The organism is Azotobacter beijerinckii (genome assembly GCF_900110885.1).
Taxonomy (GTDB): Bacteria; Pseudomonadota; Gammaproteobacteria; order Pseudomonadales; family Pseudomonadaceae; genus Azotobacter; species Azotobacter beijerinckii.
On sequence record NZ_FOFJ01000010.1, the window covers coordinates 1 to 24,809 of the forward strand.

General features: G+C 65.8%; 23 protein-coding genes and 3 pseudogenes. 20 read left to right on the plus strand and 6 right to left on the minus strand.

Annotated elements, in window-relative coordinates:
* A partial coding sequence (locus BMY22_RS07125; protein ID WP_143068469.1) for an ISAs1 family transposase occupies nt 1-299 on the plus strand: 299 nt, incomplete at its 5' end.
* Between the two features lie 15 nt (nt 300-314).
* Here BMY22_RS07125 and BMY22_RS07130 read toward each other — a convergent pair.
* From BMY22_RS07130 to BMY22_RS07145, 4 genes and pseudogenes are all read right to left on the minus strand, one after another.
* Nucleotides 315-2,331: pseudogene (locus tag BMY22_RS07130) on the minus strand (molybdopterin-dependent oxidoreductase); the annotation flags it as partial.
* 120 nt (nt 2,332-2,451) lie between these two features.
* Nucleotides 2,452-3,450 (minus strand): Bug family tripartite tricarboxylate transporter substrate binding protein, encoded by a 999-nt coding sequence (locus tag BMY22_RS07135; RefSeq protein WP_090620735.1) that lies wholly within the window; start codon nt 3,448-3,450, stop codon nt 2,452-2,454.
* A gap of 60 nt (nt 3,451-3,510) precedes the next feature.
* A pseudogene (locus BMY22_RS07140) lies at nt 3,511-4,652 on the minus strand (LLM class flavin-dependent oxidoreductase).
* 48 nt (nt 4,653-4,700) lie between these two features.
* Entirely contained in the window at nt 4,701-5,525 is an 825-nt protein-coding gene (locus BMY22_RS07145) for a Bug family tripartite tricarboxylate transporter substrate binding protein (protein ID WP_244158819.1), read from the minus strand.
* Between BMY22_RS07145 and BMY22_RS07150 the strand changes: the two genes are divergently transcribed.
* Nucleotides 5,481-5,903, plus strand: a complete 423-nt coding sequence (locus tag BMY22_RS07150) for a PLP-dependent transferase (protein WP_425265963.1) — start codon at nt 5,481-5,483, stop codon at nt 5,901-5,903. The two genes, BMY22_RS07145 and BMY22_RS07150, sit on opposite strands and share 45 nt — an antisense overlap.
* Before the next feature lie 168 nt (nt 5,904-6,071).
* On the opposite strand, the gene BMY22_RS07155 is transcribed toward BMY22_RS07150, so the two are convergent.
* The gene (locus BMY22_RS07155; protein WP_090620736.1) at nt 6,072-6,362 is read right to left on the minus strand and encodes a YebG family protein; all 291 of its coding nucleotides are present in this window, start codon (nt 6,360-6,362) and stop codon (nt 6,072-6,074) included.
* Nucleotides 6,363-6,944: 582 nt separating this feature from the next.
* On the opposite strand from BMY22_RS07155, the gene BMY22_RS07160 reads away from it, so the two are divergent.
* The 12 genes and pseudogenes from BMY22_RS07160 (at nt 6,945) to BMY22_RS07220 (ending at nt 17,263) form a co-directional block, all read left to right on the plus strand.
* A complete protein-coding gene (locus BMY22_RS07160) occupies nt 6,945-8,147 on the plus strand; it encodes a sugar transporter (protein ID WP_090620738.1) in 1,203 nt (400 codons plus the stop codon).
* A 444-nt stretch (nt 8,148-8,591) separates the two neighbouring features.
* The gene (locus BMY22_RS07165; protein ID WP_090620740.1) at nt 8,592-9,371 is read left to right on the plus strand and encodes a hypothetical protein; all 780 of its coding nucleotides are present in this window, start codon (nt 8,592-8,594) and stop codon (nt 9,369-9,371) included.
* Nucleotides 9,372-10,081: 710 nt separating this feature from the next.
* Nucleotides 10,082-11,542, plus strand: a complete 1,461-nt coding sequence (locus tag BMY22_RS07175) for a 2-hydroxymuconic semialdehyde dehydrogenase (protein WP_090620744.1) — start codon at nt 10,082-10,084, stop codon at nt 11,540-11,542.
* 122 nt (nt 11,543-11,664) lie between these two features.
* Entirely contained in the window at nt 11,665-12,462 is a 798-nt protein-coding gene (gene dmpE, locus BMY22_RS07180) for a 2-oxopent-4-enoate hydratase (protein WP_090620746.1), read from the plus strand.
* Nucleotides 12,459-13,262: a 2-oxo-3-hexenedioate decarboxylase gene (gene dmpH / locus BMY22_RS07185; RefSeq protein ID WP_090620747.1), complete on the plus strand. Its 804-nt coding sequence runs from the start codon at nt 12,459-12,461 to the stop codon at nt 13,260-13,262. Before dmpE ends, dmpH begins: the two co-directional genes overlap by 4 nt.
* A 165-nt stretch (nt 13,263-13,427) precedes the next feature.
* Entirely contained in the window at nt 13,428-13,637 is a 210-nt protein-coding gene (locus BMY22_RS07190; RefSeq protein WP_090620749.1) for a tautomerase family protein, read from the plus strand.
* A complete protein-coding gene (locus tag BMY22_RS07195) occupies nt 13,634-14,548 on the plus strand; it encodes an acetaldehyde dehydrogenase (acetylating) (protein ID WP_090620751.1) in 915 nt (304 codons plus the stop codon). Before BMY22_RS07190 ends, BMY22_RS07195 begins: the two co-directional genes overlap by 4 nt.
* Nucleotides 14,545-15,597 carry a 4-hydroxy-2-oxovalerate aldolase gene (gene dmpG / locus BMY22_RS07200; protein ID WP_341865006.1) on the plus strand — a complete coding sequence of 351 codons (1,053 nt, stop codon included), beginning with the start codon at nt 14,545-14,547 and terminating at the stop codon, nt 15,595-15,597. Before BMY22_RS07195 ends, dmpG begins: the two co-directional genes overlap by 4 nt.
* A gap of 102 nt (nt 15,598-15,699) precedes the next feature.
* Entirely contained in the window at nt 15,700-15,918 is a 219-nt protein-coding gene (locus BMY22_RS07205) for a tautomerase family protein (RefSeq protein WP_175559786.1), read from the plus strand.
* A complete protein-coding gene (locus BMY22_RS07210) occupies nt 15,915-16,277 on the plus strand; it encodes a 2Fe-2S iron-sulfur cluster binding domain-containing protein (protein ID WP_090620753.1) in 363 nt (120 codons plus the stop codon). The genes BMY22_RS07205 and BMY22_RS07210 overlap by 4 nt, the downstream gene beginning before the upstream one ends.
* A gap of 63 nt (nt 16,278-16,340) precedes the next feature.
* Nucleotides 16,341-16,436 (plus strand): annotated as a pseudogene (locus tag BMY22_RS23700) (NAD(P)H-dependent oxidoreductase); the annotation flags it as partial.
* 428 nt (nt 16,437-16,864) lie between these two features.
* Nucleotides 16,865-17,263, plus strand: a complete 399-nt coding sequence (locus BMY22_RS07220; protein WP_090620757.1) for a hypothetical protein — start codon at nt 16,865-16,867, stop codon at nt 17,261-17,263.
* A gap of 273 nt (nt 17,264-17,536) precedes the next feature.
* On the opposite strand, the gene BMY22_RS07225 is transcribed toward BMY22_RS07220, so the two are convergent.
* Nucleotides 17,537-18,157, minus strand: coding sequence for a cell wall hydrolase (locus BMY22_RS07225; RefSeq protein WP_090620759.1), 621 nt, complete (start codon nt 18,155-18,157; stop codon nt 17,537-17,539).
* Nucleotides 18,158-18,315: 158 nt separating this feature from the next.
* Between BMY22_RS07225 and BMY22_RS07230 the strand changes: the two genes are divergently transcribed.
* From BMY22_RS07230 to BMY22_RS07255, 6 genes are all read left to right on the plus strand, one after another.
* On the plus strand, nt 18,316-18,531 hold the full coding sequence (locus BMY22_RS07230) for a hypothetical protein (RefSeq protein WP_090620760.1): 216 nt from the start codon (nt 18,316-18,318) through the stop codon (nt 18,529-18,531).
* 24 nt (nt 18,532-18,555) lie between these two features.
* The gene (gene hutU / locus BMY22_RS07235; RefSeq protein WP_090620762.1) at nt 18,556-20,235 is read left to right on the plus strand and encodes a urocanate hydratase; all 1,680 of its coding nucleotides are present in this window, start codon (nt 18,556-18,558) and stop codon (nt 20,233-20,235) included.
* Between the two features lie 110 nt (nt 20,236-20,345).
* Nucleotides 20,346-21,557 (plus strand): imidazolonepropionase, encoded by a 1,212-nt coding sequence (gene hutI / locus BMY22_RS07240; protein WP_090620896.1) that lies wholly within the window; start codon nt 20,346-20,348, stop codon nt 21,555-21,557.
* On the plus strand, nt 21,550-22,359 hold the full coding sequence (gene hutG, locus BMY22_RS07245) for an N-formylglutamate deformylase (RefSeq protein ID WP_090620763.1): 810 nt from the start codon (nt 21,550-21,552) through the stop codon (nt 22,357-22,359). The genes hutI and hutG overlap by 8 nt, the downstream gene beginning before the upstream one ends.
* 265 nt (nt 22,360-22,624) lie before the next feature.
* Nucleotides 22,625-23,740, plus strand: coding sequence for a branched-chain amino acid ABC transporter substrate-binding protein (locus BMY22_RS07250; protein ID WP_090620765.1), 1,116 nt, complete (start codon nt 22,625-22,627; stop codon nt 23,738-23,740).
* Nucleotides 23,741-23,893: 153 nt separating this feature from the next.
* Nucleotides 23,894-24,808: an ABC transporter permease subunit gene (locus BMY22_RS07255; RefSeq protein WP_090620767.1), complete on the plus strand. Its 915-nt coding sequence runs from the start codon at nt 23,894-23,896 to the stop codon at nt 24,806-24,808.
* Nucleotide 24,809: the final 1 nt, after the last annotated feature.

Genomic DNA, 24,809 nt, shown 5'->3' on the forward strand with positions numbered 1-24,809 from the left:
GCGAGTGCCGCTATTTCCTGAGCTCGATCGGCGACCTGGAACGCTTTGCCGGCGTGGTGCGCGACCACTGGGCCATTGAGAACAGCCAGCACTGGGTGTTGGATGTGCAGTTTCGCGAGGATGCCAATCGCAGTCGCAAGGACCACTCGGCCAGCAACCTGGCCGTGATACGCCGTGCGGCACTGAACCTGATACGACAGAACGACAGCAGTCAACTGAGCATTGGCAGGCGGCGCATGCGGGCTTGCACCAATGCGCAGTACCGAACCCAACTGCTGTTTGGCCCGGATGCCTCATAGCGCGATTGCCCTGGCTCCCGCCAGCAGCGCACCGTGCGCGTTGAACACGCGCACCACGTCGCCGTCGGCGATACCCCGTGCGGCGGCATCCTGCGAGTTGAGCATCAAGGGCTCGCGTTCGCGGATCTTCGAGGCGCGGCTGTAGGCACCGTGATCGTACTGGCTGTGCAGGCGGGTCTTCGGCTGGTTGGAGATCAGGTGCAGCGGATAGCGGGGCGCCGGCGGCTCGAACCAGACCGGGTGGCCGGGACAATCGGCATAACCGAAGCCGGCGATGCGTTCGGAGTAGAGTTCCAGCCTGCCGGAGGGCGTGCCCAATGGATGGGCGTGCGGATCGTCGCGGAAGGCCTTGAGCAGGACGGTCTGCTCCGCCGGACGGGGCACCTCGAAACAGCCCTCCGCCCAGAAGTCGTCGAAGTCCGGCAGCTCGATGCCCTGCTCCCGGGCGCGCTGCCGCGAGCCCTCGTAGGTGTGGCGCAGCCAGTCCATTTCGTCGCGCCCTTCGCCGAAGGCTTCGGCAAAGCCCAGGCGCCGGGCAAGATCGAGAAAGATGCGGTAATCGTGGCGCGCCTCGCCGACGGGGGCGATGGCTCGCTTCATCGCCACCATGAAACGGTCCGAGCTGGCGCTGCCGATGTCGTCGCGCTCCAGGACCGTGGTCGCCGGCAGCACGATGTCGGCGTACTTGGCCTGGGCCGTCCAGTATTGCTCGTGGACCACGATGGTCTGCGGGCGCTGCCAGGCACGGACGAAGCGGTTGAGGTCCTGGTGGTGATGGAAGGCGTTGCCGCCCGCCCAGTAGACCAGTCGGATATCCGGGTAGTGGTGGCGCTGACCGTCGTAGTCGAATGGCGCGCCCGGCTGCAGGAGCATGTCGGCGATGCGCGCGACGGGAATGAAATCGCGAACCGGGTTGCTGCCCTGATCCAGGCGTGGACCGGAAAACGGCTTGCGCCCGCTGCCGGTATTGTTCATCGCGCCATAACCCAGGCCGAAACCGCCGCCGGGCAGGCCGATCTGGCCCAGCAAGGCCGCCAGCGTCACGGTCATCCAGAACGGCTGCTCGCCGTGCACGGCGCGCTGCAGGGCGTAGGCGACGTTGATCATGGTGCGGCTGGCGGCCATGCGCCGGGCCAGTTCGACGATGCGCGGCGCGGGGATGTCGGTGCGCGCGGACGCCCAGTGCGGGTCCTTCGGCTGGCCGTCGGAATGCCCCAGCAGATAGTCGCGAAAGCGTTCGAAGCCCACCGTGTAGCGCGCCAGGAAGGCCTCGTCCTGCAGGCCCTCGTCGACCAGCACATAGGCCAGCGCCAGCATCAGCGCGGTGTCGCTGCCCGGCCGCAGGGGCCACCACTCGCAGTCGGTCGCCCCCTCCAGGTCGCTGCGCAGCGGGCCGACGTTGACGAAACGGACGCCGGCCCGCGACAGCTTGCCGATGGCCTCGCGCAGCAGGTGATCGCTGGCACCGCCCGGACTGACCTGGGCATTCTTCAGCGGCAGGCCGCCGAAGGCGACGAACAACTGGCAATGCTCGGCCAGGTTGTCCCAGGAGGTGTGCTGCGCGAGCAGCCAGTCCATGTCGCCGGCGATGTGCGGCATCAGCACGCGCCCGGCGCCCAGGCTGTAGCTGTCGCGGCTGGAGACGTAGCCGCCGAAGCCGTTGAGGAAGCGATGCAGCTGGCTTTGCGCATGGTGGAAGCGGCCCGCGCTGCTCCAGCCGTAGCTGCCGCCGAAGATCGCCCGGTTGCCGTAGTCCCGGCGGACCCGCTGCAACTCGGCGGCGACCAGATCCAGTGCAGTCTCCCAGTCGACTTCCACGAAAGGCTCGCGGCCCCGGCCGCTGCCGTCTTGTCCCGGCCGCTCGAGAAAGCCCCGCCGGACGCCGGATGCGGCTGGGCGAGTCGATCGCTCCGGGCAGAGAACTGCCGATCGGCGAGGGGTCGCGATCCCTGGGCACCGGACGCATTTCCACCAGCCGGCCGTTCTCGACCAGCGGCCGGTAGGCGCCCCAATGCAGTGAGGTGTAACTCATCGGACGGCTCCCGGGGCGATGGCCCGCTTCGGGGTGTCGTGCCAGCAAGGCTGTCGCCTTCCCTATCGATGCGCCGGCTGGCGCTCCGCCACGCCATAGCCATACCGCGGCGGACGCGGGCTACTCGATCCTCGCCCCAGACTCGGCGGCGATCTTGGCCCACTTCGCACTGTCCTCGCGGATCAGTCTGGCGAATGCCTCGGGCGTGGTGCTTTCCACGTCCAGGCCCTGCTCGGCGAACCTCGCACGGGTCGCCGGCTGACTGGCGATTTCGGCAAGCTCCCGGCCAAGGCGCTCCACCACGGGGGCGGGCGTGGCCACCGGCACCACGATGCCGAACCAGGAGGACACCTCGTAGCCCGGCAGGCCCGCCTCGGCGGCGGTCGGTACGTCCGGCAGAGCCGGCGAGCGCTTCGCGCTGGTGATCGCCAGCCCCTTCGCCTTGCCGGCCCTGATCTGCGGCGCCAGCACGGTCAGGGTGTCGAAGGCCACGTTCACCTCGCCGCCGAGCAGTGCGGCGACTGCCGGCGCGCTGCCCTTGTAGGGCACATGCAGCAGTTCGGTGCCGGTCAGGCTGCCGTACAGCGCGCCGGCCAGATGGCACAGCGTGTCACTGCCGCAGGAGGAATAGCTGACCTTGCCCGGATTCGCCCGCGCATGGGCCGTCAACGCTTGCAGGCTGTTTACCGGCAGCGTGTCGTTGGCCGCCACCACATAGGGCACCGAGGCCACCACCGATACCGGAGCGAAATCCTTGAGCGGGTCGAAGCGCAGGTCCTTGGCCAGGTGCGGCAGGATGGTGAGCTGGCCGGCCGGCGCCAGCGATAGTGTGTAGCCGTCCGGCACGGCCCTGGCCGCCGCTTCGGCGGCGATCGCGGTACCGGCGCCGGGCTTGTTCTCGACCACCACGGGTTGGCCCAGGCTGCTCGCCAGGCGTTCCGCGTAGAAACGCCATACCGTGTCCGCCGCGCCGCCCGGCGGGAACGGCACGATGAGCTTGAGCGGCCTGCTCGGCCAGTCGCCGGCCTGGACGCCCAGGGGTAGCAGGGCGATGGCGCCAAACGCGAGGAGACGCCGCAGGGGGCGACGGAGCAAGGATTTGCAACTGCGATACGACATGCATGACTCCAAGGATGACTTCCACAATGGAAGGGAATTGGGTGCCCGGACAAACGCCGCTCAAAACGGCGCCAAGGCCGCCGCCGGGATCGAGGCGGGGATCTTCCCGCGCACCCGCGGGAGCAGTTCGCTGCCGTATTGCAGCGCATCGGCGAGCAGGTCGAAGCCACGTACCAGGAAGGTGTCGACGCCGAGCCGGTGATAGGCAACAAGCGCGTCGGCGACCTGCTCCGGGGTGCCTACCAGTGCGGTGGAGTTGCCGCCGATGCCGGTGCTCGCCGCCGCACCGGAGGACGCGCCAGTCAGCGCGGTGATACCGGTCCACAGGCAACTGTCGAGCACCTCGCCACGCGCGGCGAACTCCAGCAGACGCTGCGAGCCGGTGTTCTGCGGCATCCCGCCAGCCGGCCGGGCACCGCCCAGGCGGGCGCGCACCGCGTCGCGGATGCGCTCGGCGCGCGCCCAGGCCTCGGCCTCGGTGGCGCCGAGGATCGGTCGCACCGAGAGGCTGAAACGCACCGCGCCGGCGCGCCCATGGCGGGCGGCGGCGGCGCGAACCGCAGCGATCTGCTCGGCGATGCCGGCCAGCGGCTCCCCCCGCATCATGAACACGTCGGCGTGCCGGCCGGCCACCTTCAGGGCCGCCGGCGAAGAGCCGCTGAAATAGATCGGCAGGTGTGCCTGCAACGGCTGCACCTGGGCGAAATGCTCCTTGACCCGATAGTAACGGCCCTCGAAATCGAAGGGCTCGCGGCTGCGCCAGGCGTGCTTGAGGACGTCCAGGTACTCGTCGGTGCGCGCATAGCGCTCGTCGTGATCGAGAAAGTCGCCGTCGCGCCGCTGTTCGGCTGCGTCGCCGCCGCTGATGATGTTGATTGCCGCGCGTCCGTCGCTGAAATGGTCGAAGGTGGCGAATTGGCGCGCCGCTACCGTCGGCGCGATCACGCCTGGCCGGTGCGCCACCGCGCCACCAGCAGGCCGAGGCGGCGAGTTTCTTGGGCCGCCTGGGCAGCCACCTGCAGGCCGTCCGGGGCCGTGCTGTGGTAAGCGATCAGCGCCCGGTCGAAGCCGGCGTGCTCCTGGGCACGGGCACAGGCGCCGAGAAAGGCCTTGTTCACCAGCGGACCGTCGCCCGGCCGGGCCTCGCTGGCTTCCCGATGGGAAAGAAAACCGATGAACTCGACGCGATGGGTGGCGCTCATGGTGGGGCTCCTGTGGGTGGGGGCGGGCGCGCTCGCCTTGCCCGGTAGCTATTGCGCCTGCGCCTTCAGGTTCGCCTTCTCGATGATCTCGGCGCTGACGTCGTGGGTCTTGCGGATCAGCCGGGAGGTCTCCTCCGGCGGCAGGCGCTGCGGGGACACCCCCATCGCCTGCAACTGGGCGATCACCGGCGCCGAGGCGAGCACTTTGTCGAAGGCTGCGCGCAGACGGGTCACCACCGCATCGGGAGTGCCGCGCGGGGCGACAGCCAGGAAGGCACCGGAGAAGTTCCACTGCGGGTAGGTGTCGAGTAGGGACGGGACACCGGGCAGGTCGGTGGCGTCGGGTGCGCCGAAATAGGCCAGCCCGCGCAGGTGCCCGCTCTTCACCGCAGCATTGGCCAGTGGGTCGGAGATCAGGTCGACGTGGCCGGAAATGACGTCGCTCAGGGCCGGTGCCGAGCCCTTGTAAGGCACATGGACGAGGTCGATGCCGGCCAGCAGCTTGAGGTACTCCAGCGAGATGTGGCCTGGAGTGCCGACGCCGGAGCTGCCGTAGGTGAGCTTGCCGGGATTGGCTTTTGCGTAGGCGACCAGCTCGCTGAGGCTGGTGACCGGCAACTTCGGATTGACCGCAATGACCGAGCGGGATTCGCCGATATTGGCCAGCGGGGTGAAGTCGGCGAACGGGTCGAACTTCGCCGGGATCAGCTGCGGGGCTATCGCCAGGTTGCCGACCGAGGCGTTCAGCAGGGTGTAGCCATCGGCCTTGGCGTGCGCGACATAGGCGGCGCCCAGGGTGCCGCCGTCAGCCCGGACGACGCCTGGCTGGTGCTGCGCGGCGCGCGGACGCTGGCGGCGCGCCTGGAGGTGCACGAACGCCAGGCGCTGGAGATCGCCCGCTGGCTGCAGGCGCGCCCGGACGTCGGCCGCGTCTACCACCCGGCCCTGCCCGAGCATCCCGGCCATGCGCTCTGGCGGCGCGATTTCACCGGCAGCAACGGGCTGCTGTCGTTCGAATTCGCCCGGGACGATCCGGCGCTGGCTGCGCGCTTCGTCGATGCGCTGCGCCTGTTCGGCATCGGCGCCTCCTGGGGCGGCTACGAAAGCCTGGCGGTCCTCGCCGAGCTGAGCGGACGCGGCGCCTTGCCCACGGCTTCGCGCAGCGTGGTGCGCCTGCATGTCGGTCTGGACGACAGCGCCTCCCTGATCGCCGATCTGGAACAGGCGCTGGCGGTGGCGACGGCGCGCTGAGTGGCACTGTCACGTTGTCGATGTATGGCAGACCGAAAGCGCAGCGCGCGAAGATGGCGAACTCACGCGGCGGCATCGGGGGCGCATCTCCCGTTTCTGCTGCGCGCTCAGTACCCGCGGAGCGCCTCCAGTGCTGGGAACCCCCCATTCTTCAGGGCGGCGAGGAGGTCAATCCTGGGCGTTGTCGTCGCCTTCTTTACCGGCATCGATGCCGGTGATCAGGGCGTTCAGGGCATCCGGTTTCTTACTGAATGCTTTGGCGAAGACATCGCGGTTCTTTGCCATGTAGATGCTCAGTTCTTCGGCTTGCTCTTCGCTGATGCTCGGAACTGCCTTCAGGATGACGGCCTGCACACTCTCGGCCAGCTCCAGCATCCGGTCGTGGGCATCTGCCTCAGCGCGATCCATGAACAGTTTCTCCGGGTCTCGACTGCTGCGATACAGTATTTCTACGGCCATTCACTGGCACTCCTTCCTCTCGATAGGCCCGGCCGGGCTTGATGGGTTTCCGCCTGCTATACAGCAGCTCTGCCGGGAACGCCAAAGCCGATGATCGCTTTCTGTGTCGTTGAATAAAACAGGCAGTGATCTTGCCCAGTCAGGTGGCCACCAGCAAGCGCGGCCACCAAGGTGGACGAGCCCAAGGCCTGGGGCGATGCCGCGACGGCTCGCACCCATGTCTCACCGAGCGCCTCATCAAGGCCTCGAAAGGCAAAAGACCTTGAAAGGGGGGCGACGTTAGGCCCATCGAGATGCCGGCTGTCAGGTACTAGAAAACGGCCCTGACAGGCCTGTTGTGGTGCAGGCCGGCGCACCCTAGAATTCGAGCCGTCTGGCTGTCTCCCCCATACCCATAATAAGTCTCCTAACTGCGCGCTATGCCGCTGCGCCCTGGCTTCAAGCCGTGGGCGGCGGGCTTTGGCGTGTCTGCGTTTTGGGTATGGGTGCGTGTCCCTATTTTGCGAGCAGGCGCTTGGTGTGTGCTTCCCATGCCCGGCGGACGGCCCCTGTCGCCTCCCTTTTGAAGGTGCACGTCGTTAAATGAACACTCCATCGAATGCCTCCGCCAGCAGTTGGCTGAGTGTGGTTGCACTGGCCCTGGCAGGCTTCATTTTCAACACGACCGAGTTCGTTCCCGTTGCCTTGCTGAGCGCCATTGGCGGCAGTTTCGACCTGTCGACCGACCGGGTCGGCCTGATGCTGACGATCTATGCCTGGGTGGTTACCCTCATGTCGCTGCCGATGATGCTGCTGACGCGCAATATCGACCGGCGCAAGCTATTGATATTTGTGTTCGTCTTGTTCATTGCCAGCCATGTTCTTTCGGCTGTGGCTTCCAGCTTCGGTGTCCTGCTGCTGGGCCGGATCGGCATTGCCCTTGCGCACGCCGTGTTCTGGTCGATCACTGCCTCCCTGGTCGTGCGTGTGGCTCCAGCGGGCAAACAGACGCAAGCCCTTGGCCTGCTGGCAACCGGCACCTCTCTGGCCATGGTGCTGGGCATCCCGCTGGGGCGCGTGGTGGGCGAGATGCTCGGCTGGCGCACGACATTCGCGGCGATTGCAGCGGTCGCCATGCTGGTCCTGGTGTGTCTGGCCAGGACGCTGCCATCGCTGCCCAGCCAGAACTCGGGTTCGCTCCGCAGCCTGCCGGTGCTGTTCAAGCGCCCGGCACTGGTGGCGTGCTACGCGCTGACCGCCGTGGCGATCACCGCGCATTTCACGGCCTACAGCTATATCGAGCCTTTTGCCGAGACCGTCGGGCATCTGACCGGCGAGGGGACGACGATCCTGCTGCTGCTCTTCGGCGGTGCCGGCATCATCGGTTCCCTGGTGTTCAGCTGTTTCTACAATAGGACCCCGAACGGCTTGCTGGTCACGGCAGTCTCCGCCATGGCGCTGTGCATGCTGCTGCTGTTGCCTCTGACCCAGGACGCCTGGGCGCTCGGCGCGCTGAGCCTGGCATGGGGGATCGCCATCATGTGCTTCGGGATGGTACAGCAGTCCAAGGTCATGGCCTTGGCTCCGGACGCCACCGATGTGGCGATGGCCCTCCATTCGGGCATCTACAACATCGGCATCGGCGGCGGAGCCTTGCTCGGCGGCGTGGTGAGCAGCCAGTTGGGGCTGGCGAATGTCGGCGTCGTTGGCGGACTACTGGCAGTGGGTGGACTGCTGTTGTGCTGCGCGACGGTCTATCGCTTCGGCAAACCGCTGCCCTCCCAGGCTTTTGCCGTTGGACAGTAGCAGGGCATGCACAGTGTGAGAGTAGGGTCGCCAGTTCAGGCGCTGCTCTTTTTTCTTCTGCCGGTGGCGAGATTTAATTGTTGATTTTTATATGAGAAATTTGGAGTGCGCTATGTGGAGTAATCAGGTTTCACCTGGATTTTGGTTGTTTTACTCTTCTCTGTTCTGGGTTTCCCGTATCAGATGTCTGCTGGTCGATGCGCTGGTTTTAATATGTTGTATCGGATTTATGCTTTTCTTGGCGCCACGAAGTGAAGCCCTTTTGGCTGTCGGTCTTGGTATGTAATTGATTGATCTTGCTCTCCCGATCTATTGTCGGGAGAGGCTACGCCAAGCCTTTGAAAGGGGAGATGCTTAAAGCCGTGTCCACGACTGCTGGGCAAGATCACTCGGCATCGGTGGAGAAAGACAGCTTCATCGGGATACTCGCGCAATGGGACGGGATTGTTTCACCCGCATGGCGAAGTCTTTTTCAGGGTTTTCCTGAATAACCCAAACCAGATCACCGTCAACCAACACGTGATCCCTCAGAAGCACCTAGCGGAATGGCTGTGCGGTGAGAATCTCATAACGGTCATCAACAAGCTGACTGGTGAGTCTCTGCAAAGGGCTCCTAAAGACGCGTTCGTGGTAGCCAGATTGTGGGATCAGCCCGCCGAGCAGGGCATGATCAAATCCACCGAAGACCTCTATCAGGAACAGATAGACCTCCTTCGGAGCCAGGGGAGCATAGACCGCCAGGTCATCATCACGGAATATTTCGTCATGTTGGCAGCGCGGGCCTACTGTACCGCCAGAGCAAGACCTTATTACGGCTCAATAATGGAACCGTCATCTTGGATGCCATCCCAGGCAGAGCTTGAAGAAGATGAAGTGGATCAGATTCATGATACTGTCCGTATATTCAGGGGGGCGGGGAATGCTCATGCTATGGCACGGCAGGTTGTGACAATGGCCCTCACGCAGATCTTCATTCGGGGTCGCTTGGTGCTGCAAGACACCGTCTGGGTGCCTTACTCAACAACTGGTGGAAAATTCATCCTCCCCGACTCGAACTGGGCACTGTACGAAGCGAAATTTCTCGCAGTGCCAGTGAGCCCAGATCTTGTGTTACTGGATGAGTTGCTCTTCAACCAGCTTTACGAAGCTGGACAGCTCAGCCCGGAGTATCTGAACGCACGCTTCCTTGAGGCGTCACTTCGGCACTACGTAGTGCCGAAGTGAGTTTCTCGCGCCTCAACGAGGAGGCCAATCACTTCCTGGCGATGGGGTAGGTAAGTCGCAGGAGAATGTATGGCAGCCGGAATGAAGGCTGAATCCCGGCTGCTCGCCATCGTTGTCGGGCTGGCTGGATGGTATATGGTCTGTTCCGGAGCTGGTTGCTGGGCACAATGCGATGCCGCCAAAGCAAGGCTTGGTAGTCGTACGCGCAGTTTTGACTGCCGCGATCCGAGTGCAGCAGTACCTCTGCTTGTGGCTGGTGGCGTGCAATGGCCATCTCCAGAGTTCGCGCTTGCGCCCCTTGAAGGGCAGTTCGCAGTTGATCCAGAGCGGGTGCTCGTACTGCCCGGATGAGTTTGATGTCTGCGTCGTGCAGACGCCCCAGATTGCTCATCCAGCGGCCCTTTTTAATGATGGCATGCAACTGGCCAAGGGGAGAAACTCGGTTTTGCAGGTGCACGTTGGACCTCTCCTTGTCTCGACGACGGTGGCACCAATTTGGTGCCAGATGCAGAACCCCCGATTTTGAGCGGTCCAACGGGGGGCAGAGGTTGATTGCTCGATAAAATACCCTGTAGGTATTGATGCAAAAGAAACAAAGTATTAGCCGGTATAGCTCCCCATCCCTATCCTCACTCCCAAGGCCCAGCCCCTCCGACCACCACCCCGGTCGCACCGGCTGGCCACCCCCAGAACAACAACGCGGAGTGACCATGCGCAAGATTGAGAACTTCATCGCCGGCGAGTACGTCGCCGCCGCCAGCGGCAAGCGTTTCGACAAGCGTTCGCCGCTCGATAACCGCGTGATCGCCTCCATTTCCGAGGCCGGTCGCCCCGAGGTGGATGCGGCGGTCAAGGCTGCGCGTGGCGCGCTCAACGGCGAGTGGGGCGGGTTGAGTACCGAGCAGCGCGTCGAGCTGCTGTACGGCGTGGCCAACGAGATCACCCGTCGCTTCGACGACTTCGTCGAAGCCGAGATGGCCGACACCGGCCAGCCCTCGCACGTGATGAAGCACGTGTTCATCCCGCGCGGCGCGGCCAACTTCAAGGTGTTCGCCGACGTGATCAAGAACGTCGCCAGCGAATCCTTCCAGATGGCCACCCCGGACGGCCGCGGCGCGCTCAACTATTCGATGCGCGTGCCCAAGGGCGTGGTCGGCGTGATCTGCCCGTGGAACGCGCCGTTCATGCTGATGACCTGGAAGGTCGGCCCGGCGCTGGCCTGCGGCAACACCGTTATCGTCAAGCCGTCCGAGGAGTCGCCGCAGACCGCCGCGCTGCTCGGCGAGGTGATGAACGCCGTGGGCATTCCGAAGGGCGTGTACAACGTGGTGCACGGCTTTGGTCCGGATTCGGCCGGCGAGTTCATCACCCAGCATCCGGGCGTCAACGCCATCACCTTCACCGGCGAGACCCGCACCGGCGCGGCGATCATGAAGGCCGCCTCGGAAGGCATGCGCGACGTGTCCTTCGAGCTGGGCGGCAAGAACGCCGGCATCGTGTTCGCCGACGCCGATTTCGACGCGGCGGTGGACGGCATCTTCCGCTCCGCCTTCCTCAACTCCGGGCAGGTGTGCCTGGGCACCGAGCGCGTCTACGTCGAGCGGCCGATCTTCGAGCGCTTCGTGCAGGCGCTGAAGGTCAAGGCCGAGGCCGTCAAGTTCGGCCGCCCGGACGATCACAACGCCAACTATGGTCCGCTGATCAGCCAGGAGCACCGCGACAAAGTGCTGTCGTACTACCGCAAGGCGGTGGAAGAGGGCGCCACCGTGGTTACCGGCGGCGGCGTGCCGGAGATGCCCGGCGAGCTGGCCGAGGGTTCCTGGGTGCAGCCGACCATCTGGACCGGCCTGTCCGACGACGCGGCGGTGGTGCGCGAGGAGATCTTCGGCCCGTGCTGCCACATCCGTCCGTTCGACAGCGAGAGCGAAGTGGTCGCGCTGGCCAACGACAACGTCTACGGCCTGTCCACCACCATCTGGACCAACGACCTGGCCCGCGCCCACCGCATGGCGGCGCGCGTCGAGGTGGGCATCACCTGGATCAACAGCTGGTTCCTGCGCGACCTGCGCACTCCGTTCGGCGGCTCCAAGCAGTCCGGCATCGGCCGCGAGGGCGGGGTGCATTCGCTGGAGTTCTACACCGAGACGCGCAACGTCTGCGTGAAGCTGTAAGCCGCGCCGCGGACCTGTAGGGGCGAATTCATTCGCCAATGAGGTACGTAAAAGGCGAATGAATTCGCCCTACAAGAGCCGGCCCAGACATTCGATTGCATTCGCCCCCACGGGACACAGACATGGACAACAACAAGATCGAGCAATACGGCGACGAGCTGTACGAGGCCTTCGTCGCCCGCCGTGCGGTGCCGCCGCTGCTGAGCCGCGAGCCGGAGATCACCATCGAGGACGCCTACCGCATCCAGCAGCGCTTCGTCGCGCGCCGCCTTGAGGCTGGCGAGACGGTGGTCGGCAAGAAGATCGGCGCCACCAGCAAGCCGGTGCAGGATTTTCTCGGCGTGTACCAGCCGGACTTCGGCATCCTCACCTCGGGCATGGTCTACCAGGAGGGCGACACCATCGACCTCGGCGAGCTGATCCAGCCCAAGGCCGAGGCGGAGCTGGCCTTCGTGCTCAAGCACGACCTCAAGGGGCCGGGCATCACCGCGATGGACGTGATCCGCGCCACCGACTACGTGCTGCCGTGCTTCGAGATCGTCGATTCGCGCATCACCGACTGGCAGATCAAGATCCAGGACACCGTGGCCGACAACGCCTCCTGCGGCGTGTACGTGCTGGGCAAGACCAAGGGCGACCCGCGCAAGCTCGACCTGAGCCTGGCCGGCATGGTGCTGGAGAAGAACGGCGAGCTGTTCTCCACCGGCGTCGGCGCGGCGGTGCAGGGCTCGCCGGCCAACGCGGTGGCCTGGCTGGCCAACACCCTCGGCGAGCTGGGCATTCCCTTCAAGGCCGGCGAGGTGATCCTCTCCGGTTCGCAGTCGGCGCTGGTGCCGGTGGTCGATGGCGACGAGCTGGTGTGCACGGTCGGCGGCCTCGGTAGCTGCCGGGTGAAATTCTCCGGGAGGAGCGCAGCATGAGCAGCAACCTGACCCTGTCCCGCGAGGACATCGTGCGCCTGGGCGAGCGCGTCGAAGGGGCGCAGACCCGCGCCTACGCGATCCCCAAGCTGACCGACGAATACCCGGACATGACCATCGCCGACGGCTACGCCGTGCAGAGCGAACTGCGCCGCCGCTTCATCGCCAAGGGCCACAAGCTGGTCGGCTGGAAGGCCGGGCTGACTTCCAAGGCGAAGATGCAGCAGATGGGCGTCAGCGTGCCGTCGATTGGCTTCCTCACCGACCGCATGGCGCGCCCGGAAAACTCGGCGATCAGCACCTCCGACCTGGTGCACCCGCGCGTCGAGTGCGAAGTGGCCTTCGTGATGAAGAAAACCCTGCAGGGGCCGGGCTGCACCGCGGCTGACGTGCTGGCGGCCACCGACTACGTGCTGCCGGCGGTGGAAATCATCGATTCGCGCTTCTCCGGCTTCAAGTTCGACCTGGCCAGCGTGATCGCCGACAACGGCTCCTCCGCGCGTTTCGTCGGCGGCGGCCGTGCCCGCTACGTCGAGGACCTCGACCTGCGCACCCTCGGCGTGGTCATGGAGAAGAACGGCGAGATCGTCACCATGGGCGCCTCCGCCGCGGTGCTCGGTCATCCGGCCGAAGCCATCGCCATGCTGGTGAACATCCTCGCCGAGCTGGGCGAAAACCTGCCGGCCGGCAGCTTCGTCATGAGCGGCGGCATCACCGAGGCCATCCCGGTCAAGCCGGGCGACAGCATCGTCGCGCGCTTCCAGGAACTGGGCAGCGTTTCCATGCGCTTCATCGAATAAGCGCCAGTCCACGATCTGCTGCGCGTCGGCCATGCGGCGTTGGAAGTGGTTTCGGAATGCTCATTTGCATTAAGCAAACTCCGCTTCCTCAACCACTTCCGCCTTGCCTGGCTCTAGCTCGCGAGATCGTGAACAGGCCCTTTCACAACAATAAGGAATACAGCCATGCCCATCATCGAAATGCACATGATCGAAGGTCGCACCGTCGAGCAGAAGCACCGCGTCGCCGCTGCCGTCACCAAGGCGGTCGCCGAGAGCCTGAATTGCAGCCCGGAAACCGTGCGCATCCTGATCACCGAGCACGGCACCGAGGAGTTCTACGTCGCCGGTCTGACCAAGTCGCAACGCGCCGCGTTGCAGGAGCAGGGCCAATGAAGAAGATTCGTTGCGCACTGATCGGCTCGGGCAACATCGGCACCGACCTGATCTACAAGATCCAGCGCAGTGAAGTGCTGGAGCCGGTGTGGATGGTCGGCATCGACCCCGAATCCGAAGGTCTGGCGCGTGCCCGCGCGATGGGCCTGAAGACCACCGCCGAGGGCGTGGACGGCCTGCTGCCGCACGTGCTGGAAGACAACATCCAGATCGCCTTCGACGCCACCAGCGCCTACGTGCATGCCGAGAACAGCCGCAAGCTCAACGAGCTGGGCGTGCTGATGATCGACCTGACCCCGGCGGCCATCGGCCCGCTGTGCGTGCCGCCGGTGAACCTGCGTCAGCACGCCGAGAAGCTGGAGATGAACGTCAACATGATCTCCTGCGCCGGCCAGGCGACCATCCCGGTCGTCCATGCGGTGTCGCGCATCCAGAGCGTCGGCTACGCCGAAATCGTCGCCAGCCTGGCGTCGAAGTCGGTCGGCCCGGGCACCCGCGCCAACCTCGACGAATTCACCTACACCACCTCCAGTGCGCTGGAGAAGGTCGGCGGCGCGCGCAAGGGCAAGGCGCTGGCGATCATCAACCCGGCCGAGCCGCCGATGATCATGCGCAACACCATCTACTGCCTGACCGACGACGAGCCGGACCAGGACAGGATCACCGCCTCGATCCTGGAGATGATCGGCGAGGTGCAGAAGTACGTGCCGGGTTACCGGCTGGTCAACGGGCCGCTGTTCGACGGCAACAAGGTCACGGTGTTCATGGAAGTGGCCGGCCTCGGCGACTACCTGCCGACCTACGCCGGCAACCTCAACATCATGACCGCGGCGGCCACCCGTACCGCCGAGATGTTCGCCGAGGAGATCATCAAAGGAACGATCCAGCTGCCAGCCCCGGAGGTTGCGTGATGAGCCAGTCCAATAGTCTGAAAGGCCGCAAGGTCATCCTCCACGACATGTGCCTGCGCGACGGCATGCACGCCAAGCGCGAGCAGATCAGCGTCGAGCAGATGGTCAAGGTCGCCAGCGCCCTCGACGCCGCCGGCGTGCCCTACATCCAGGTCACCCACGGCGCGGGCCTGGGCGGCAACTCGCTGCAGCACGGCTTCGCCCCGCACAGCAACGAGGAGTACATCAGCGCCGTCGCCGCGCAGATGAAGCAGGCCAAGGTCTCGGTGCTGCTGATTCCGGGGCTGGGCACTATGAAGGAACTGCAGTCGGCCTACGACTGCGGCGCGCGCAGCGTGCACGTCGCCACACACTGCACCGAGGCGGACACCTCGCCGCAGCACATCGCCTTCGCCCGCAAGCTGGGCATGGACACCTCGGGCTTTCTGATGATGGCCCACCTCAACGACGCCGCCGGCATCGCCAGGCAGGGCAAGCTGATGGAGTCCTACGGCGCGCAGACCGTGTACGTCACCGACTCGGCCGGCTTCATGCTGCCCGAGGACGTCAAGGCGCGCATCGGCGCCCTGCGCGAGGTGCTCAACCCGGAAACCGAGATCGGCTTCCACGGCCACCACAACCTGGGCATGGGCATCGCCAACTCCATCGCCGCCATCGAGGCCGGCGCCAGCTGCATCGACGGCTCGGCGGCGGGCCTCGGCGCCGGCGCCGGCAACACCCCGCTGGAGGTGTTCGCCGCGGTGTGCGAGCGCATGGGCATCGAGACCGGCGTCGACCTGTTCAAGCTGATGGACGTCGCCGAGGACATCATCGTGCCGATGATGGAACACGTGGTGCGCGTCGACCGCGAGTCGCTGACCTTGGGCTACGCCGGCGTCTACTCGACCTTCCTGCTGCACTCCAAGCGTGCTTCCGAGCGCTTCGGCGTGCCGGCGCGCGACATCCTGGTCGAGCTGGGCCGCAAGAAGATGATCGGCGGCCAGGAGGACATGATCCTCGACACTGCGATGACCATGGCCAAGGAGCGCGGTCTGCTGAAGAGCGCCTGAGTCGCCGGGGGCAAGGAGCGGGTCGACCGTGTTGGGGGTCATGCAGTCGCGGCCGACTCCGTTCCTGCCGGTGCGGCGAACGGATAGCGAGGGGAACCGAGCATGAGTGAGCACAAGGAACTGGCTGTGGTGGTGGGCGCCACCGGGGCCTTCGGCGATCTGCTGGTGGAGGTGCTCGGCGTGCGCCGCGAGCCGGTGTGCGGACGCTGCCACCGAGTGCCGCCGGAGGCGTGGTCCATAGGCGGCGCGCCGGCCAGCGTGCTGCGCGCCGAGGAAGTGGCCGCGCGTGCCCGCGCCGCAGCCGGGGAGGGCGCCGCATGAAGCATGAGATCCATATCGAGGACACCGGCGAGCGCTACGCCTGCGACGAGCAGGAAACGGTGCTCAACGGTATGGCCAGGCTCGGCCGCAAGGGCATCCCGGTTGGTTGCCGTGGCGGCGGCTGCGGGGTGTGCAAGGTACGGGTCACCGGGGGCAGCTATACGCAGACCCGGACCATGAGTCGCCAGCACGTCAGTGCCGACGAGCAGGAGCACGGCACCGTGCTGGCCTGCTGCATCCAGGCGCAGAGCAGCCTGAGCCTCAAAGTGGTGGGCAAACTGCAGAAGGCAGTGTGCAAAGGGCCGATTCCGCTGATCCTGGTGGCGACCGAGACGCCGCTAAATCGAATGAGCATCTGAGCCGCGCTGTAGGGACGAACTCGTCCGTCCTTGCGTTACGACCGGCTGGATTGGCAGGAGAACGGCGCGGGCCACGAGGTGCAGGTCTCCGACCTCTACGCGATGAGCTGGAAGCCGGTGGCCAGCGCCGCCGACTTCGGCAGCCGGGCCAACCCGGACCGTTCACGCAGGTCTTCAACGTGGCGATGGCCGAGTAGTCGACGAAGCTCAGGTGGCGACAGTCGAGGGTCATCTTGGCCGGGTCGAACTGGCTGGGGAAGGGCGTTGCGGAGGCGAGTCCCAAGAGCCATGGGTTACAGAGCGACCTCGTTAGGGTGGCCATCCTCGCGACAGAACGGTCTTGCCAATCACGAGTTTTTATTTCCACACAAAATCAATGGATTAGCGTTCCGATAAGAAGCGATCTCCGGTGTAATTGATACTTTTTGTCTTTAAATGCGTCGATATACAGTAAAAAATGAGGTTTTTATTGACTTGGATCAATGGAGCTGTTAATTTCTGCCTCAACGAAGGGACGCACCCTGAAGCGCTCGACGCTTCGCTCGGTCCCCAACGATTCGCACAAAGGTTTCCTCGGAGGATTCGCCATGAAAAAGCTCGGTACCCTGGCTCTGACCGTTACCCTGCTGGCCGCCGGCGCTGCTAACGCCGCTGAAGTGCTCGAGGAAGTCAAAGTTCAAACCACCGGCAAGTCGACCGGCAGCATGACCGGGATGATGATCGGCGGCGTCGGCGGCCCCATCGGCGCTCTGATCGGTGCCGGCGTCGGCGCCCTGTTCGGTGGCACTGCCCAGGAGACCACCGGGCTCAGCGAGCGCGCCTACAAGGTCCGCATCGCTGACGGCCACGAGAAGATCGTGCGCTCCAGCGAAGAGCTGGCGATTGGCGAAGAGGTCGACGTTCGCGGCCGCCGCGCCTTCCGCACCAGCGACATGGCGGTGGCTGACAAGAGCACCTACCGCAACGCCTACAGCTACCGCGACTGACTGATCGGTCCGCAGGTTCCAGGGCTCGGCTTTCACGCCGGGCCTAATGAGATGGATCAGCCCGATCCCCGCGAAGCGGTTACGCTGAGCGGGGATTGTTTTTTCCGGAGACCATCGCCATGAGCGCTGTCACGTCGATCTGGCTGCTCGACACCGTCTTGCGAAATACCATCCGCCCTTGTGCGCCCTTGCCGTGCAGGTGAAAGCAGTGTTTGCCCCAATGTTGTTGAAGATGGGATCAACCATTCAGCTGCCACTGATGAGCGCACCGACCTATCGTGCCTTACCGTCGGAAGGCTTATAGAAGAGAAATTTGCCGGTCTCGGCTGTCTTGATGTATTCCTTGGCCCAATCGGGGGTCACATTCTTACCGTGGAAATACAAAGCGCCGTTGGTTCGGTCTGTTAATTGTCGGTTGAGCGCTTTTCGCGCTATTTCCTTGGCAATCGCATATTGGTCGTCCTCCTTCACCTGATCCGAACGCCCATCACACCACCACGAAAACTGACAGGTCCCCTGCTCGGAGCCTTGCTTGACAACCTCGCACAGCGTGTCTGGAAACCCTTCGTGGCCTAGCCGGTTCATGGCAACGTTGGCGACGGCCTCCATGTTGGAAGACGCCTCGCCTTTGGCCTCCCAGTAGATGCTGCGCGCAAGACAGGTGATTGCATCGTCCAGGGGCGCTTCGCCTGCCGGATCGACCGCCTGCGCTTCAGGTTTCGTGATGGCCTTGGTCGGAGGTGCAGGTGCCTCGTTTCCCTTGGTCGCTGCCTTCTGTTCCAGTATCTCCGCCTTGTCTACTGCCGCTTCCGCTTTTTGCTCTCGGTCAGTCGCGATTACCTGGCCCCCGAGAAGGATTGTCGTGAGGCAGGCTACTATCCATATAAAGCGCATGATCGAACCTTTGGAATGAACCGAACTTGACCATATCTGCGCTTGTCCAGCCGACCATTCCGAGGCTCGCAAGTCAGGTGCGTAGCCGGATTGAATGCAGCTGACAGGGCAGTGCTACGGTCAAAGTAGGTGCGCTTTTTCAGGAAAGCAAAACTCACATGGGGAGCCCCATCCTGGCCGGCGAAGGCGACCCGCTCGACGGAATGCTGCGGATCTCCTCGGCCGACTGGTTCGGCACCTACGTCCTGCCGCCGGTGCTCGCCCGCTTCTCGCTCAGCCATTCCAAGGTCGTGGTCGAACTGGTGAGCGGCGCGCGCCTCTTCGCTGCCTGGGCCGCTTCGGTTGAGTCCGGCCGCGGCGGCTATGCTTGGTAGCAGGCCGCCGCGCGAGGACGCCCCATGAGCGAGTCCTTCCACCCGTACCGCGATGTCGAGATCCGCGCCCCGCGCGGCACGGCGCTGAACGCCCGAAGCTGGCTCTGCGAGGCGCCGCTGCGCCTGTTGATGAACAACCTCGATCCGGAGGTGGCGGAGAACCCCAGGGAGCTGGTGGTTTACGGTGGCATTGGCCGGGCGGCGCGCAACTGGGAATGTTTCGACAAGATCGTCGAGTACCTGAAAGCTCTGGAGGACGACGAGACCCTGCTGATCCAATCGGGCAAGCCGGTGGGGGTGTTCCGCACCCACCGCGATGCGCCGCGGGTGCTGCTCGCCAATTCCAACCTGGTGCCGCACTGGGCCACCTGGGAGCATTTCCACGAGCTGGATGCCAAGGGCCTGGCGATGTACGGGCAGATGACCGCCGGCAGCTGGATCTACATCGGCAGCCAGGGCATCGTCCAGGGCACCTACGAAACCTTCGTCGAGGCCGGCCGCCAGCACTATGCCGGCGACCTGCGCGGGCGCTGGCTGCTCAGCGCCGGGCTCGGCGGCATGGGCGGCGCGCAGCCGCTGGCGGCGACTTTGGCCGGGGCCAGCGCGCTGCTGGTCGAGTGCCAGCAGAGCCGGATCGATTTCCGCCTGAAGACCGGCTACCTGGACGAACAGGCGCGCGATCTGGACGACGCCCTGGCGCGTATCGTCCGCTACTGCGGCGAGGGCCGGGCGGTGTCGGTCGGCCTCTGCGCCAATGCTGCGGACATCCTCCCGGAACTGGTGCGCCGCGGCGTGCGACCGGACCTGCTCACCGACCAGACCAGCGCGCACGACCCGCTCAACGGCTACCTGCCCAAGGGTTGGACCTGGGTCGAGTACCGCGAGCGCGCCGCCCGCGAGCCGGCCGTGACCGTCAAGGCGGCCAAGCAGTCGATGGCCGAGCATGTGCGTGCCATGCTGGCCTTCCACGGGCAGGGCGTGCCGGTGTTCGACTACGGCAACAACATCCGCCAGATGGCCCGGGACGAGGGGGTGGAGAATGCCTTCGCCTTTCCCGGCTTCGTCCCGGCCTACATCCGCCCGCTGTTCTGCCGCGGCGTCGGGCCGTTCCGCTGGGTGGCCCTGTCCGGGGAGGCCGAGGACATTTACCGCACCGACGCCCGGGTCAAGGAGTTGATCCCCGACGATCCGCACCTGCACCGCTGGTTGGACATGGCCCGCGAGCGCATCCGCTTCCAGGGGCTGCCGGCGCGGATCTGCTGGGTCGGGCTCGGCCAGCGCGCCCGGCTCGGCCTAGCCTTCAACGAAATGGTCCGAAGCGGCGAACTCAAGGCGCCGGTGGTCATCGGCCGCGACCACCTCGACTCCGGCTCGGTGGCCAGCCCCAATCGCGAGACCGAGGCCATGCGCGACGGCTCGGACGCGGTGTCCGACTGGCCGCTGCTCAACGCCCTGCTCAACACAGCGAGCGGCGCCACCTGGGTGTCCCTGCACCACGGCGGTGGGGTGGGCATGGGCTACTCGCAGCATGCCGGCATGGCGATCGTCTGCGACGGTAGCGACGAAGCGGCGGCGCGGATCGCCCGGGTGCTGCACAACGATCCGGCCAGCGGGGTGATGCGCCACGCCGACGCCGGCTACCCCGAAGCCATCGCCTGCGCCCGTGAGCAGGGGTTGAAGTTGCCGATGGTGGACGCCGGATGATGCGCCTCGGCAGGAGCCAGCGTGCTGGCGATGCTTTTTCGCTGTCATGGATCGCCAGCACGCTGGCTCCTGCGGGAGCGGCGGTGGCGATCGAGGGGAGCCGTCCGACCATGACCTATACCCGCTGCTGGTACCACTGTCATGCCGCCACCATGAGGGGCGGGCATTATTCGGTGATCGAGGACGCCGCGATCCTCGTGCGCGGCGAGCGGATCGCCTGGATCGGCCGGCGCGAGGCCTTGCCGCCCGGCGCTGCCGAGGCCGTCGACCTCGGCGGTGCCTGGGTCACGCCGGGGCTGATCGACTGTCACACCCACCTGGTGTTCGCCGGCGAGCGCACTGCCGAGTTCGAGCTGCGCCTGGAAGGCGCCAGCTACGCGGAGATCGCCGCGCACGGCGGTGGCATCGCCAGCACGGTGCGCGCGACCCGCGCGGCCAGCGAGGAGGCCCTGCTGGAAGGCGCCCTGCGCCGCGCCCGGCAGTTGCTGCGCGACGGGGTGACCTGCCTGGAGGTGAAGTCCGGCTACGGCCTCGACCTGGCCAGCGAGCGCAAGCTGCTGCGGGTCGCCCGTCGGCTCGCCGAGCGCCTGCCGCTGACGGTGCGCACCACCTGCCTGGCCGCCCATGCGGTGCCGGCGGAATACGCCGGGCGGGCCGACGACTACATCGCTCGTGTCTGCGAGGAGATGCTGCCGGCGCTGGCCGAGGAGGGGCTGGTGGATGCGGTGGACGCCTACTGCGAGCACCTGGCCTTCTCGCCGGAGCAGGTCGAGCGGCTGTTTCGCTGCGCCAGCGCGCTTAGGCTGCCGGTCAAGCTGCACGCCGAGCAGCTCTCCGCGCAGGGCGGTACGCGGCTCGCAGCGCGTTACCGGGCGCTCTCCGCCGATCACCTGGAATACGCCGACGAGGCCGACATCGCCGCCCTGGCGGAAGCGGACACGGTGGCGGTACTGCTGCCGGCGGCCTTCTACCTGCTGCGCGAGCGCCAGTTGCCGCCGGTCGGGGCACTGCGCCGGCACGGCGTGCCCATCGCCGTGGCCAGCGACCTCAACCCCGGCACTGCGCCGGTGCTGTCTCTGCGCCTGATGCTGGCCATGGCCTGCACGTCCTTCGGCCTGACGCCGGAGGAGGCGCTGGCCGGCGTCACCCTGCACGCGGCCCGCGCCTTGGGGCTGCAGGACAGCCACGGCAGCCTGGAGGTCGGCAAGTACGCCGATTTTGTCGCCTGGGACATCCACCGCCCGGCCGAACTGGCCTATTGGCTGGGCGGCGAGCTGCCCAGGCAGATCGTTTTCCACGGACTGGAGGTCACCCATGGATGAGGTTCTGGCGTTCAGCCGCGGGCGGGTACCGCTGCTGATCAGCATTCCCCACGCCGGCACCCGCCTGACGCCCGAGGTCGAGGCCGCCTTGATACCGCGCGCCCGTTCCTTGCCGGACACCGACCGCTACCTGCCGCGGCTCTACGACTTCGCCGCCGGGCTGGGCGCGAGCTTGCTGGTAGGACGCTATTCGCGCTACGTGGTGGACCTCAACCGGCCGCCCGACGACAGCCTGCTGTACACCGTGCCGGGCACCGGACTGTTTCCCGCGACCTTTCTCGACGGCACGCCGCTGTTCCTGCCGGGGCAGGAGCCGGGCGCCGCGCAGCGGGCCGGCTATCTGGAGCGGGTCTGGAAGCCCTATCACGCCACCCTGGCGCAGGAGCTGGCGCGCTTGAAGGCGGAATTCGGCTACGCGCTGCTGTTCGACGCCCACTCGATCCGCGCCGAAGTACCCTGGCTGTTCGAGGGGCGCCTGCCGGACCTCAACCTGGGCACTCACTCCGGGGCGAGCTGCGCGCCGGAGCTGGCCGAGCGGCTGATGGCGGTGTGCGCGGCGGCCGAGGGCTACAGCCGGGTGCTCGACGGGCGCTTCACCGGCGGCTACATCACCCGTCGTTACGGGCGGCCGGGGGAGGGCGTCCACGCCGTACAGCTGGAGTTGGTCCAGTGTCGCTACATGGAGGAGGACGAGCCCTTCCGCTATCGCGAGGATCTCGCCGGGCCGACCCGCGACGTGCTGCGCGCGCTGCTGGAGGCTATGCTGGCTTGGGGCCGGGAGCATGGCCGGCGCAACCTGTGACGTGTCTTCGCAGCTCCGACGGCGCGCCGTCGACGACACGTAAGTCATTGTTTAAACTCGGCCCGCGAATCGTATACCCCTTATGCCAGTGTGACTTTCCACGCGCCGGTCTGATTGACCGTGTAGTGTGGCCGGGCATTCTCGCGCACCCACTGTCCGGATATCCCCGCAGGACAACCGTCGGGACCCGGATGCAGGAGACGACAGGTCTCGCTGGAAACGAAACGTCACTCCCCATACCTCCAACAACAAGGAGCTTCACTTCATGACGATGGTGAGAAAAGGCATGCTGGCTTTCGCGGTGTCCGCCGCGCTGGGCCTGTCCTCCGTGGCCCAGGCCGACGTGCTGATCGGCGTGGCCGGCCCGCACACCGGCCCCAATGCCGCCTTCGGCGAGCAATACTGGCGCGGGGCCAGCCAGGCCGCCGCCGACATCAATGCGGCCGGCGGCATCAACGGTGAACCGATCAAGCTGGTCAAGGGCGACGATGCCTGCGAGCCGAAGCAGGCCGTGGCCGTGGCCAACCGTCTGGTCGACCAGGAAAAGGTCGCCGCGGTGATCGGCCACTTCTGTTCCTCTTCGACCATCCCGGCCTCCGAGGTCTATGACGAGGCGGGCATCCTCACCATCACCCCCGGCTCGACCAACCCGCAGATCACCGAGCGCGGCCTGAGCGCCATGTTCCGCATGTGCGGCCGCGACGACCAGCAGGGCCAGGTCGCCGCCGACTTCATCGTCGATACCCTGAAGGGCAAGCGGGTGGCGGTCATCCACGACAAGGACACCTATGGCCAGGGCATCGCCGATGCGGCCAAGGCCCGTCTGCGCCAGCGTGGCGTGACCGAGGTGCTCTACGAGGGCCTGACCCGCGGCGAGAAGGACTTCAACGCGCTGGTCACCAAGCTGCGCGGCGCCAACGTCGATGTGGTCTATTTCGGCGGCCTGCACACCGAGGCCGGCCCGCTGCTGCGGCAGATGCGCGAGCAGGGCCTGACCGCCAGCTTCGTCTCCGGCGACGGCATCGTCACCGACGAGCTGGTCACCACCGCCGGTGGTCCGAAGTACGTCAAGGGCACCTTCATGACCTTCGGCGCCGACCCGCGCAAGATCCCCGAGGGACAAGCCCTGGTCGGGAAGCTGCGCGCCAGCGGCTACGAGCCGGAGGGCTACACCCTGTACGCCTATGCTTCCCTGCAGGCCCTGGCCGCGGCCTTCAATGCGGTCGGCAAGACCGACTCGGAGAAGGCCAGCCAGTGGCTGAAGAGCCATCCGGTCGCGACCGTGATGGGCACCAAGGAGTGGGATGCCAAGGGCGACCTGAAAGTCAGCGACTACGTGATCTACGAGTGGGACGACCAGGGCAAGTATCACCAGAGGTGACAAGCCGCCCAGGCCGAGTAGGGTGGAAAACGACCGCAGGTCTTTTCCACCTGCTGGCGGTGCGGTCCGGTGGAAAACCGCTGCGCGGGTTTTCCACCCTACGACGCTGCGCAGCCGCATTCTTCATGAACCGCCCATAGACGAGACTTACGCATGGACGGCATCTTCCTGCAACAACTGATCAACGGGCTGACCCTCGGGTCGGTCTACGGCCTGATCGCCATCGGCTATACCATGGTTTACGGGATCATCGGCATGATCAACTTCGCCCACGGCGAGGTGTACATGATCAGCGCCTACCTCTCGGCCATCGGTCTGTCGCTGCTGACGTTCTTCGGCCTGGAATCCTTTCCGCTGCTGATCTTCGGCACGCTGCTGTTCACGGTCTGCGTCACCGGCCTGTACGGTTGGACGATCGAGCGCATCGCCTACCGGCCGCTGCGCAACTCCACCCGCCTGGCGCCGCTGATCAGCGCCATCGGCATCTCGCTGATCCTGCAGAACTACGTGCAGCTCAGCCAGGGGGCGCGCCAGCAGGGCATACCGACCCTGCTCGACGGCGCCTTCCGCTTCCACGTCGGCGAGGGCTTTTTGCAGATCAGCTACACCAAGGTGTTCATCCTGGTCGCCGCCTTCGCCGGCATGGCCGCGCTGACCTGGGTGATCCACTGCACCCGGCTCGGGCGGATGTGCCGGGCCACCCAGCAGGACCGCAAGATGGCGCAGATCCTCGGCATCGATACCGACCGGGTGATCTCCTGGGTGTTCGTCATCGGCGCCGCCATGGCCGCGCTGGCCGGCCTGCTGATCACCCTGAACTACGGCACCTTCGACTTCTACGCCGGCTTCGTCATCGGCATCAAGGCATTCACCGCCGCGGTGCTCGGCGGCATCGGCTCGCTGCCCGGCGCCATGCTCGGCGGCCTGATCCTCGGGGTCGCCGAGGCGCAGTTCTCCGGAATGGTCAACACCGACTACAAGGACGTGTTCAGCTTCTCGCTGCTGGTGCTGATCCTGATCTTCCGACCGCAAGGACTCCTGGGACGGCCCCAGGTGACGAAGGTATGAA

What these genes read in the sequence shown, in the direction of transcription:
- BMY22_RS07135 (WP_090620735.1), bottom strand. Translation starts at nt 3,450, where the DNA reads ATGTCGTATCGCAGTTGCAAATCCTTGCTCCGTCGCCCCCTGCGGCGT.
- BMY22_RS07155 (WP_090620736.1), bottom strand. Translation starts at nt 6,362, where the DNA reads ATGGCCGTAGAAATACTGTATCGCAGCAGTCGAGACCCGGAGAAACTG.
- BMY22_RS07160 (WP_090620738.1), top strand. Translation starts at nt 6,945, where the DNA reads ATGAACACTCCATCGAATGCCTCCGCCAGCAGTTGGCTGAGTGTGGTT.
- BMY22_RS07175 (WP_090620744.1), top strand. Translation starts at nt 10,082, where the DNA reads ATGCGCAAGATTGAGAACTTCATCGCCGGCGAGTACGTCGCCGCCGCC.
- dmpE (WP_090620746.1), top strand. Translation starts at nt 11,665, where the DNA reads ATGGACAACAACAAGATCGAGCAATACGGCGACGAGCTGTACGAGGCC.
- dmpH (WP_090620747.1), top strand. Translation starts at nt 12,459, where the DNA reads ATGAGCAGCAACCTGACCCTGTCCCGCGAGGACATCGTGCGCCTGGGC.
- BMY22_RS07190 (WP_090620749.1), top strand. Translation starts at nt 13,428, where the DNA reads ATGCCCATCATCGAAATGCACATGATCGAAGGTCGCACCGTCGAGCAG.
- BMY22_RS07195 (WP_090620751.1), top strand. Translation starts at nt 13,634, where the DNA reads ATGAAGAAGATTCGTTGCGCACTGATCGGCTCGGGCAACATCGGCACC.
- BMY22_RS07205 (WP_175559786.1), top strand. Translation starts at nt 15,700, where the DNA reads ATGAGTGAGCACAAGGAACTGGCTGTGGTGGTGGGCGCCACCGGGGCC.
- BMY22_RS07210 (WP_090620753.1), top strand. Translation starts at nt 15,915, where the DNA reads ATGAAGCATGAGATCCATATCGAGGACACCGGCGAGCGCTACGCCTGC.
- BMY22_RS07220 (WP_090620757.1), top strand. Translation starts at nt 16,865, where the DNA reads ATGAAAAAGCTCGGTACCCTGGCTCTGACCGTTACCCTGCTGGCCGCC.
- BMY22_RS07225 (WP_090620759.1), bottom strand. Translation starts at nt 18,157, where the DNA reads ATGCGCTTTATATGGATAGTAGCCTGCCTCACGACAATCCTTCTCGGG.
- BMY22_RS07230 (WP_090620760.1), top strand. Translation starts at nt 18,316, where the DNA reads ATGGGGAGCCCCATCCTGGCCGGCGAAGGCGACCCGCTCGACGGAATG.
- hutU (WP_090620762.1), top strand. Translation starts at nt 18,556, where the DNA reads ATGAGCGAGTCCTTCCACCCGTACCGCGATGTCGAGATCCGCGCCCCG.
- hutI (WP_090620896.1), top strand. Translation starts at nt 20,346, where the DNA reads ATGACCTATACCCGCTGCTGGTACCACTGTCATGCCGCCACCATGAGG.
- hutG (WP_090620763.1), top strand. Translation starts at nt 21,550, where the DNA reads ATGGATGAGGTTCTGGCGTTCAGCCGCGGGCGGGTACCGCTGCTGATC.
- BMY22_RS07250 (WP_090620765.1), top strand. Translation starts at nt 22,625, where the DNA reads ATGACGATGGTGAGAAAAGGCATGCTGGCTTTCGCGGTGTCCGCCGCG.
- BMY22_RS07255 (WP_090620767.1), top strand. Translation starts at nt 23,894, where the DNA reads ATGGACGGCATCTTCCTGCAACAACTGATCAACGGGCTGACCCTCGGG.